The following is an 11,039-nucleotide window of genomic DNA, read 5'->3' as shown; positions in this document are numbered from 1 at the left end:
TTTTTTTTAAATGTCTCGTCAGTGTTTTCAGAAAGATATTTTACAACTTTAAAAAGGTCAACTGTTTTTATAAGAGCAACTTTATCACGCTCAGCACTAATCTTACACTTCTTAGTAAAATCTAAGGTTCTCTTATCTGGATCAGTCAAGCGTTGAGGATTGCCAAATAAAATGCCAAAAGCTTTTTCCTCTACTTCATCTCTGGCAAAGTCAGCATTTATAGAGTCGCTTAATTGGCGGTATTTCGTAATATCAATATCCTTTTCGTTCTTTCCCTCGCACTCGCCTATATATCTATATCCATCGGGTGAGGTAATAACCTGGTCTAATTCTAAAACTCCGTCATCATAATTTTCTGCTTTGTAACCCAAAATTTTGAGAGCTTTGATAACTGCACTTTCTAAAGGCTTACCTTGTTCAAAAAGTAAATCCTTTAAAACTTGCTCTTCTGCAAGTTTGATACTTAGATTGCTGATTTCTTTGTTGATATTTGCAATTTTTTTCTCTTCTTTCTGAATAGCTTCAATAATTTCTGTCTCTTTAGAGCCAATAAAATCGGATTTATTAATCCATTGTGGGGGCGGTGTTCTTTCGGTTGCTTTACCTAGATCGCTAGCTACTTGGATAATGCATGCAACTAATTCATGACCAAACTTTAAAGCAGTTGCTGTCCAGTATTGCTCTACTTCACCTTTTTGATTTTCCTTAGTTTTTACAAACTTTTTATAATCGTACTTCAAATATGGTAGTACAATCAAATTGCCAGATCCAACTTTATAGACCGCCCCTAGCACTTTAGTTTTATCTTTGCCGGTAAAAATAATTTGGGCGTTAGTGGAATTTTCTATGTAAAGTTGATATTCCAAATATTCTTCAAATTTTTTATAAAGATTACTGAATATTGGGTTCCCGGAAGATTGCACATGTCTTCCAGATCCAGATACTAACGTCCCAATGTTTATTGGTAGAAAATTATAATTGCTGTACAATTCTGTGCCATAGGTGGTTTGTCCTTTTCTTGGTGAAGAAATGCTATTGGCGAGGCTATATTTTTTCTCCTTCGTCAAAAGAATAAAGACACTTTGCCCATTATCTAAATGATCTTTTATTTCTTTTTTTAGATTAAATACTTTTTGCTTATACCGCGTTGAAGCGTCGACATTATAACAACCGCCATCACTTGAAGTAAAACTCACCCAATTTCCGCTAGGTTCAATTGAGTCGGGATTGATCAATAAGATATCCGCATCCATTAAGGATTTCCCAGAAGAGAACTCAATATATTCTGTTTGATCACTAGGAATATCATAACCAATGGAAAAAATCTTTTTAGCCATACAGCTAATATAATGACTTACAGATATAAATCTATATAAAATTGGTGCGAAAAAAGAGGTTCGAGCCCTGAAGGCGATTTTTTCTTTTCAAATTAAAAAGCTGCGATTGGATTCCAGAACAACAGTACACCGTTTCGCGCCTTGATCTGTTACCGCCCAGTACGGTGGCCAATATGAAGCTGTCAACCGACAGGCGTATGGGCCGTTTGTGGTATTCAATATAGGATAAGGTTTAATGGTTAATGGTATTTAATTAGTGAAAACCGCATCTTTCTCCGGGGAAGTGGCTTTTGCTTTTGAACAAGAAAAAACCCCAAGCGCCGGGGTCTGCCCGGGCACATCGGGGCATCTGGGGGAGGTTAATATGTTTGCAGGGCGAACCGTTGCCGATTATTCCGGTTCACCCCGTAAGGATTCAGGCGGATGGATCGGCACAATCAGGATCATGCCATTGATGGTAATAATCTTTATTTCCTGTCCGGTATCAAACCCGGCCCGTTCCATCCAACGGCCACCGAAACGCATTTGCGCGGTCTGTTGATATTGAAACCCCTTGAAGAAGGAGTATCCCGTACAATAAAACCGATACATTACGTGATGGGTTCTGATACAGACACCTGTTTCCTTGTTGCAATATTCGGAAATGCATTGAGCTTGATCCAGTGCGGTTTTCAGGTCATCTCTTTGTAAAAGCTCGGTCAGTAGGTCAAAGATAACAGGCTCTTGCTCCACTACTTCAATGTGTGGGCTGGATGCAGGCAATACCTCCGTTTCTTTGGTTTTGACAATTTCCCGTTCCTGGCTGACCTCACGCAAGAATGCATGCAAGGAAAGATCCCGGTTCTTTGCGTTTATAATAAGGCCAGATTTTACCATTTCAGTAATGGGGCCATAATCGGAATAGCCAACTGTTTCCTCCGTGTCTTCATTTTCATGTCCAGCTTTCGAGGGAATTGAAAACCAAACCTTGTTGTTTTCGTCGCACTCATAGACCAGCACATCGCCTTCCCGAAGCCTTATATAGCATTCGTAAAACTCGTCATGGAGTGTGAAGGGCTGGCCTTCTTTTCCTTTCAACACGATATAAACGTGTTTCAGATCAACATCGTCGCAATACTGAAGCTTGTATCCCGGCCCTTCTTCCTCAAAAACACACAGGCCATTGGCATTCCTGATCTGGTTGACCCGCCGGAACAACGTTTTCTGCGTCGTATGATATTCTGTCTGTATTTCCATTATCGATAGATTGAATTGTCAAAATCCCATGACGTATCGGGCGCATTGACCTGTTTTAAAACGCCTGCCCGCATCAGGGAAAATACATTGCCTAATGGTGTAAATCCCCGTGCATGCATGATATATTGTTCCTTTTTGCCGATCAGCAACTTCGGGTAATAAAACCATGAACGATCCAGCGACACGCCATCCAGCACGATAACGTCGCTCCAATACAAGTGAACGGCACGGCTATAAATCGGTGTCCCTAACCGCAAGACCAGCTTGTAATCGGATTCAATGACCTCATATAGATGACCGAACCAGTAACTCAGCACATACCATCCGCCGTCACGGTCGATATTATATAAGGCGTGTTTTTCCAAAATGGTGTCAATCCGGGCAAACAGCTTGTGTTCCGATTTATAATGCTCGATGAATAATTTTGTAGCAATCATTCCCAGTGACAATTGTTTAGATAATGCTGTAATCGCTGCAAGCCGGATTGCAGCAGTTCTTCCACCCGGTACACAGGCAGGTTCAGCAGGCAGGCGACCTGGGCTTTGCTATATCCCTTGTCATAGATAAACTGGATCACGGCCCTTGACACCGGATCCATGGCGTTCAGCAGGGAATACAAGGCATCGGACGCGTCCTGCAACTGGCCTGCTGTCGGCCATTGGTGCATGGCCCGTAACGGTTCCAGCACGAGGCGCAGGCCGAAATGCTGTAACCATGCGTATAGCTTCTGGCCTCTCCGCTTATGCTGGCTGATGGTGAAGTAAGCCGATGCAAAGGCTTTTTTCAGGACAGATTCCGCAATATCTTTATCCGCCATCAGGTCGATGATGCTGCCGTGCAGGGATGGCGAATAGCTGTCCTGCAAAAAAGCAAAGGCGTCCTTGTCCTTCTTCACCAGCAGGTCAACAAGAAGTTGATCCGAAATCCGCCCCTTCATGTCAGGACGCCTTTGATTGCCTGTCTTGATGCAACAGTTCATAACCGCCTTCCATCAGGGCATTGATCCGCTTCAGTTCATCCTTTTGTTGTCTGATGATTTCTTTCAATGTCCTGATCTGATCCAGTTGGCCGGACGCTTCAAGAAAGTAATGGGATTTTATATTGTAAAGGGTTTCGAGTGCTTTGCCATGCACAGGCGTCATGGCCAGTTTCGCTGTTTCAAGATCATAGTAATCGGTTGCGGGGATGCCGAGCTTGCGGGCCACTTGCCGCTTGGTCAGGTTGTGCATTTCGCGGCACACCTGCATTAAAACGTTTTCCATTTGAGGAAGGTTTTTGTGAAGTAATGAACGTTTTAAGTGCTGCAAATCAGGCCATCAAAATTACGCGTCAAATTTATTTGTTCGTATGCATATCAACGTTAACATACGAATGGAAACCAACAGATTAGGCTCTAATCATCCTTAAAATTCAATGCTCTACATCACCGCCGTCAAAAATATTTCTTCGAAATTAATTGTTGGTTCACTGCCGAATGGCATAATGAAAGGTGGATGGAAAAAGTAGTACTATATCTACGTGTATCAAGGAAAAAGCAAATCCATGGATTAGAAGCGCAAATGTTTTTTGTGAACACGTATTTGCAGCTTACTCGGGCTACAGTCCTACGTGTTTATAAGGAAATAGAAAGCGGGTATGACGAGTACAGGCCGGAACTCGAAAAAGCGATCCGGTATTGTAAAAGAACCGGTGCCACGTTGATATTTTCCACCATGAGCCGTTTATCCCGCAACGCTTTGCTGGTTGCCGGTTTGATGATGAAACGCATACGTTTTATCGCCGCCGATAAACCCTATGCGGACGACCTCGACCATTTGGAAGATGCTATTGATGCAGAACGGGAATTGAGGCGGATTCGCAGGAGAACAAAGGAAGGATTGCAGGCCGCCAAAGCGAAAGGTGTAGAGCTTGGCAAGTATGGCAAAGTACTGGCGGGGATCAACAGGGAGAAAGCCGATGCCTTTGCCAAAGAGAAAGGCCCGATCATTCAGGCTTTGCATGATGCGGGATACAGTTATGAAAGCATTGCCCGGTTGTGGAATAAGGAGGGCGTGTCTTCGTACCGTGAAGGCTGTTTCTGGCATGCGTCCACCATTTATGACGTCTGGAAACGCAGCATGACGATAAATTAGGGAGTGCCGGCAAGTAATCCCATTATAAACTATAAAACTATTGTATGAAACAAGCGATCTTATTTACCGTATGCTTTTTGGCAGGCATGGCAAACGCACAAACAACAAAGCCACCCGTGCCGGACGTGCTAAATGATATCCGTTATTACCACCAGTCAGGCAATTCCCTGAAGCCTCTTGAAAAGACCACCGCCAAATACGTTACCAAAGCAAAGGCCATGGGCTATGGCGGCGTTTCGATCAACTTTGTGCTGGAAGGAAAGGAATCATCGATACGCCTGCCATCGTCAGATCGCATGACCTTTATTGTGGCATTGGGTGAGGGCATAGGTGATCCGACCGGTTGGTTCACGTTATACAGGGCAACGGTGAAAAAGGGTAAGCGTTCGGGCAACTTTGGGGATTACAAGGTATTCGGCAAATCGTCCGGCAATAAGGAGGTTATTTCTTACAGCGTGAAAGCACTCGGCCATCAGGTCTATGAAATCATCCCCGATTCCAAGCTGGACAAAGGCGAGTACTTCTTTGCCAACAAAGGCAGCCTATCCAAATACGGCAATACTGCCGCCGACGTGTTCGCCTTCGGCATTGACTGAACAACACTATAACAATCACCCGTTAAATACGATTTATGCGTCTTACAAAATATTCCTTGCCCGTTTTTTATCTGTTTGCCCTGTTGCTTGTTTCGTATTCCTGCCAGAAAGGGAAAGATACCGAAAACACATGCGGTTCTTTAGGCGGTGTAGTATCGCCAAACCGTTATCTATTCTGGATCAATTACAATCCTGCCTGCGGCTATATAGCCGTGGAGGTGAAGGATGCCGACGGCAAGATCATTACGCCGTTTCAGGGAAAGGTCATGCAGTCATCGTCTGTCCCGCCGGAATGCAGCAATACCAACTACGGCAAATATGCAACGTTCGACCTGTATCAAGGCAAGACCTATACATACAAAGCAACCTGCACCGGAAAATCATGGATAGGGACATTTACTGTGTCGTGTGAACAGAACCAGTGCAAGAATATCCAGCTTCAATAATCGACAGTTTATTATACCTCTTTGCACTAATCAGAGCCTTAACCAATAGCCGCGGTGTGTCTACATCGGGGCTATTTTTTGAATTAAGACCTGTAACTCTTTAAACACTTTCTGAATAACGCATATGTCAGGAGTTTAATGATTTGCAGAACTATTTTCCTGATGTCTCGTCCCTTGCGTTCCATTCAGCATTCCACGCAATTGTGTTCGTTTAGATAAATCAATACCAATCACTCGGATTTGTTCAATTTTGGGATAATTAACTGATATTTTCTGCCAGTAATCTTGGAGAGCTTCGACTAATTCAGAAAATCCAGCTTTAGGATTTCCTTCGGGAATATCCCATGAAATTTTTTCCCCTCTGTACACAAGTAAAAAAATACCATATGAAGAACGATTGTCACGCAAATAGTCTCCACATAACTGATTCTCTAATCTTTCTTGTAATTTAGCTCCGCTCCATTTATTGTCTGCAAGTTTTAATTCTATAGGAATGGCACAATCAAAGCCTGATCCTAAAAAACGGATATCTGATCTTTTAGAATCAGAAAACTCTTCTTCTTGTGGAACTGAGTATTTTCCTTGAGATCGATCCCGACACCATCCGCCAATATAATTCCTAATTTTTGTCTCTTCGGTAACGTCTATTAAAATTGGGGCGATACTCGTATCCCCATCCTCAAGATCATGTTTCAAATCTAAAAGACGTTGCACAGCTAAATCGAAAAGCTCTCGGGGGTTAACTGGTGTGCTTTCTAAGGCTTTACTAAACTCATCAAATTTTTTGCTAGTCCACGGAGAAATATCAGCATCCATTTCAGCACGTTCCTTAGCATTATTCATCATCCAAACTCGGTGTTCCAGAACGGGATGTGTTTGAGATAATTCAGTCATTGCTAAATACGACTCTTTGCCAGGGATATCTTTTAGCATTGAAAATAAACTGCTACGTGCATCCTGAGCATCATCTCGTAATGTGGGAGAATAGGCACCTCTTCCTGATCGATTTATATCTTCCTCAACTTTTATATATTGATGCATAAGTAGGTACAATTCTTTTAAGTGTTTAGCGGTTTTATAATTTTCTTTTGCTTTCGATGCCGACCGCCTCTCACCTACCAACTTGACAAGAACTTGCATAGCCAAATCTTTTGCGGCGTCTGGATTTGTATTATTGGTATCGTTTAAAAGTGTAGTAAAATCCTTAATTGCGTTCTCTGGATCAATCCCAATCCAAGTAGAATACCAATAAGAAATATTTGCTGATGATTTAATAGTTTTACATTTTGTAGCTGCTAATTCGCAAAGCTGACTTTCAGGTACAGTTTGACTTCCCTGAATGATTTTTAGTGCGCTTTCTAAATTTGCACTACTTATTGAATCGATCTCCAATTTTTCCAACAGTATTGGCGCCAAATCATTCCACATCCATTCACAATGGTAGCTTACTTTGCTTAGAACGTGGTAAACTTGTTCCCCTTTATCCTCAAATCTCAATTCCCAATCAATTTCATTTAATAAAATCCGAGTAACTACTTTTGGGAACTTTTTATACAAACTAAAAAACCAGTCCGGAAAATCGTTTAATTCTTCAAGAGCATAGCGACAAGCCACTTCAGCATCTTGCTCGCTTAAATTTTCCGGCCAACCTTGAGTTTCCGTTGATTCTATCTTTAAGCCAGATAAACCAAATATAACTGCAAACGGGGTACTATTCTTTTCAATTTTCTCTGAACGAAGATGCGGAGTATATTGCCGCCAAAAACTTACCACACCATCTCGGAAAGCTGTAGCAACATCTACACCATAATCTTTAATTAGAACCTGCCAATTTCCTGTTGTCCATTTTGATGCATTCCTGTCGAGGCTTCTCATTTTTTCATGCATATAATATTGATTCTGCGAAACAACACCCTTTTCCAAACCATTAATACGTAACTGTTGATAATTTTTACCTAGCCATTCAACAGATTCAAGGTGATCTTTTTCTGCTTTCTTTTTGCGCTCTTTATCACGACGATTCCATTGAGCTTGTTGTTGTTTCAGTTTCCGCATTTCTGGAGATTGAGCAGGCGGACTAAGAAATTCCTTAAGCCTGTTATCTAAATCCTGATTCTTTGAGACAGCTCTTTTCAGTTCTGATAACCACTTTTTTGGTCGTTTATTTTCTCTGTACAGTTGAAACGCTAAAGATAAGGCAACAAGTTTGTCATCAAATAACGGACGCAGGTTGATATCTTCTAAAATCCGTTCAAAATCCTTGGGACCAAAATTCCAATATTTACCCATTACAAAAGCTTGCCAAAAATTTGTTAACGGTTCATCCTTTCGATGCAAAGTTCTTCTAGTTTCTTCAACACCCTTCCAAAATATTCTATGATTCAATTCAGCCCATTCTTGTACAAGGACAGAAACATTCTGCTTTAGGGATATGCTGTCAAAATCTCTGTAATTTTGAAAGGCTTGAAAAAGTGTAAGTGCAAAAAGACTTTCCTCGTTCAATGCATATGGATGTCGACCAAGGATGAGCTTTTCTATACCTTTTAAACTATTCGGCATTAACCAACCATACTTCTCCGATATTTCACAATGCCTTCTTTCTATAAATGGTTCTCGCCGTAGTAATTTATCTATCCCCTTCACTAATTCGTAAGTCACCTCGTAATCTGAGCGGTCGACGAAATAGGAAAGGGTTTGACTAAGACCATCGTAGTTATATCTTTCCTTATCCTGAACATTTTCTATAGCATTCAATATCCAAACCACATTCTCTTTAGTAGAATCAATTAGTCCAATTATTTCGGCTAATACGCTTCTATTATGCGGGGCCTTTTCGGACTGAAAAGATTTTACAATGTCATTAAAATCTTCAATGGAACCCACTTCCTTAGTTGCTCTAATCGCCGCTGTTCTCACATATCTTTCTATTTCGGGATTCAAGGCAAAAAGTTTAGCTTCGGGTAAAGCTTCTTTTACACGCCCTTGCCAGATCATGCGTAATAAATAGGAAAGGACGCTATAGTTACTACCATATTTCTGCATTAAACTTTTTATTTCATCGCCCAACTCTGGAGATGCAAAGCGTTGAACTGTCGCATGGTCGCCTATGTCTCTACTGGAAGTTCCTATAGAAATTTTCTCACAAACAGTGCTAAGTATATCTTTTCGAGTTTCCAATGGAAGTTTACTGGGATCTCCACCTTGTAGAATAATTTCAGGTTCAAGCTTATATACCCTTTGCATGATTTTCATATCAAACAAAACCAGCCAGGACAGAACTGGCTTCATTGATGGAATTACAACTTGCATCCCATATTGCTTTCGAAAAAGCAAATCTTCGATTCTTTGACGTGACCCTTGTTGCTTTAATAATTCAAATAACCATTTAGCGGTAAGATACTCTCTTACCGATCGATGATGGAACCGGACAGAGCCATATATTGCTTCGTCAAAGATTGGCCGACTTAGCAAAATTTGGCATTCTTTGTCATCCCAGCCGGACAATATAGCTTTTGCATCAACTCCTTCGGAACTATTTGCCCCGTCAGGAACTTTGATCGTTGATTTGCGTAGTAATGTACATGCTGCAGCAAGTAAACGAACTCCCTCCCGAGCTTTTTCCAACGCAAGGGGTCTTTGTTCTGCCCTTTCTTCATCTCTTTCTTTAATTCTTCTCTCGACACTATGTTCCATTAGCTCCAATCTTGTTCCAATTCTTTTTTGGGCATTCCAAAACTCAATGATTTCTTCTAGGTCTTGAGGACGAGTAGTAAAAGCCCAGGCATCTTGTCGTTCAATCTCATCTAAAAACTTTGAATCGTCTTTAACGCCCTTCGCTTTTGCGAAGGTGAAAATTTGTTCTTGTGATAAATCAGTTAAAGAATAGATTTTAAATCCTGAACGATCATCTTCAGATGCTGCATCAGCACGTTTTTTTGTAAGGCCTTCCTTTGTATGGGTAGAATCATCTATATTCTTGCTATCACCTAATACTTCATGTTCATTTAGCAGTAAAAATGGGAGCTTGGCATTGCATGTCACTAAATCTGTTTTAGGTCGCCATGCTGTTATTCTTGATGTTATATAAATATGCGCGCGCTGTAATGCAGAAGAAATTTGCAAAGAAAGCTTTCTGATAGCTCCTTCAAAATCCTTTATATTTTTTAGTCGGGCTTCATCAACTGAATCAAGAAAAATCCACCCCTCATTATTGGATCCAAGCCAATTCTGAAATTCTTGAAATGTGCCTTCCTCAAATGCTGTTTCAAAATCAGTAGTTATATGTTCAAGACGTAAAAAGAAAGCAGTTTTCCTATCTGCTTTTAACTTCTTTGTTATGTTACGTATTTCGTGTGTTTTCCCCGCTCCGGCTTCAGCTAATAAAATGATCCTATGCTCCTTTAGTAAATCATCCCAATTTAACGTTTCCCCAATTCGAAAATCGAGACGATCTTTTATATCAATGTCATCAGTTTTAGCGCCTTGACCAAGATTTGCGGGCAACTCGTAGAATGAACGATGAAGTTCTATATATTTTTCCAATGGCTTAACTTTTTATAAAATTAAACTTTATCCACTTGATATCAATGTTCATCTAAGTTAGAGGAAATTACAAGAATTATTTAATTGCCATTAAAGTATTGTAATCGGCGATATTACCCCTGATGGAGCGTCCCTTGCGACGCTCCATTCAACTGCTGTGCAATGATTTTCGGATGAAAAAAGAAAATAGTTTTTGGAAACATGGTATGGATCTGATTTCTGATTCTCTATTTGACTATTATATTCGCATCATTCCCAGGAATCAGTTGAATTATTTTCATTCAATGATCAATTCATTTTAGAAATAAAAAAACTAGACCTATATATTACATCTTTCAAGTTGTAAGAAGATTAAACAAACCGCCCGACTTTCCCATACTCGTGTACTCACGTGTTACATAAATCATTGTAAAAATAAGATTCCATTTGACTATAAGCGAGGCAATCCTTTATCAAGCCGCCACGGTTGTTAAAGCGATTCTTTTACAGCCATACCAATCAACCCAGAATTATTGGAGATATTCATGAAATGCAAATATTCATCGGTGCGACAATGGCTAACGAGAAGGGAAGCCGCAGATTTCATCGGGGAAGAAAAAGTAAAGCTCGACTATCTGGCAAGGAAAGAGAACAAAAGAAGGAAAGAGCTTCCCTACCACATGAGAGGCAATAAGGCTTGTTACTACATCAATGATCTTAATGAGTACGAGAAAAGGCAACAAACCTTTTAAAAAAAACGGAGAGTAAGTC

10 protein-coding genes are annotated in these 11,039 nt (G+C 40.7%); 4 read left to right on the top strand and 6 right to left on the bottom strand.

The features are described 5' to 3' along the window. From A4R26_RS30115 to A4R26_RS30095, 5 genes are all read right to left on the bottom strand, one after another. The coding region (locus A4R26_RS30115; RefSeq protein ID WP_081170238.1) for a hypothetical protein at window positions 1–1,337 on the bottom strand (1,337 nt) is incomplete at its 3' end. A gap of 390 nt (window positions 1,338–1,727) precedes the next feature. Further along, complete coding sequence (locus A4R26_RS30110; protein ID WP_081170237.1) at window positions 1,728–2,573, bottom strand: SymE family type I addiction module toxin; 846 nt, start codon at window positions 2,571–2,573, stop codon at window positions 1,728–1,730. Beyond that, window positions 2,573–3,010 (bottom strand): hypothetical protein, encoded by a 438-nt coding sequence (locus tag A4R26_RS30105; RefSeq protein ID WP_081170236.1) that lies wholly within the window; start codon window positions 3,008–3,010, stop codon window positions 2,573–2,575. Before A4R26_RS30105 ends, A4R26_RS30110 begins: the two co-directional genes overlap by 1 nt. Then, window positions 3,007–3,510 carry an RNA polymerase sigma factor gene (locus A4R26_RS30100; RefSeq protein ID WP_081170235.1) on the bottom strand — a complete coding sequence of 168 codons (504 nt, stop codon included), beginning with the start codon at window positions 3,508–3,510 and terminating at the stop codon, window positions 3,007–3,009. Before A4R26_RS30100 ends, A4R26_RS30105 begins: the two co-directional genes overlap by 4 nt. A 1-nt stretch (window position 3,511) precedes the next feature. Continuing rightward, window positions 3,512–3,835 carry a hypothetical protein gene (locus A4R26_RS30095; protein WP_081170234.1) on the bottom strand — a complete coding sequence of 108 codons (324 nt, stop codon included), beginning with the start codon at window positions 3,833–3,835 and terminating at the stop codon, window positions 3,512–3,514. Between the two features lie 231 nt (window positions 3,836–4,066). On the opposite strand from A4R26_RS30095, the gene A4R26_RS30090 reads away from it, so the two are divergent. The 3 genes from A4R26_RS30090 to A4R26_RS30080 are packed head-to-tail and all read left to right on the top strand — an operon-like array spanning window position 4,067 to window position 5,747. After that, entirely contained in the window at window positions 4,067–4,705 is a 639-nt protein-coding gene (locus A4R26_RS30090; RefSeq protein WP_081170233.1) for a recombinase family protein, read from the top strand. Window positions 4,706–4,749: 44 nt separating this feature from the next. After that, window positions 4,750–5,301: a hypothetical protein gene (locus A4R26_RS30085; protein ID WP_081170232.1), complete on the top strand. Its 552-nt coding sequence runs from the start codon at window positions 4,750–4,752 to the stop codon at window positions 5,299–5,301. A gap of 35 nt (window positions 5,302–5,336) precedes the next feature. After that, complete coding sequence (locus A4R26_RS30080) at window positions 5,337–5,747, top strand: hypothetical protein (RefSeq protein WP_081170231.1); 411 nt, start codon at window positions 5,337–5,339, stop codon at window positions 5,745–5,747. 135 nt (window positions 5,748–5,882) lie between these two features. Here A4R26_RS30080 and hyoA read toward each other — a convergent pair whose 3' ends face one another. Beyond that, on the bottom strand, window positions 5,883–10,289 hold the full coding sequence (gene hyoA, locus A4R26_RS30075) for an NACHT domain-containing antiphage protein HyoA (protein ID WP_081170230.1): 4,407 nt from the start codon (window positions 10,287–10,289) through the stop codon (window positions 5,883–5,885). A gap of 524 nt (window positions 10,290–10,813) precedes the next feature. Here hyoA and A4R26_RS30070 point away from each other — a divergent pair. After that, on the top strand, window positions 10,814–11,020 hold the full coding sequence (locus tag A4R26_RS30070) for a hypothetical protein (RefSeq protein ID WP_081170229.1): 207 nt from the start codon (window positions 10,814–10,816) through the stop codon (window positions 11,018–11,020). The last annotated feature ends 19 nt before the right edge of the window (window positions 11,021–11,039 follow it).

Source organism: Niastella populi, assembly GCF_002078015.1.
Lineage (GTDB): Bacteria > Bacteroidota > Bacteroidia > Chitinophagales > Chitinophagaceae > Niastella > Niastella populi.
The sequence above is the reverse complement of the archived record's forward strand: the minus strand, read 5'-3'. Positions and strand labels throughout refer to the sequence as shown.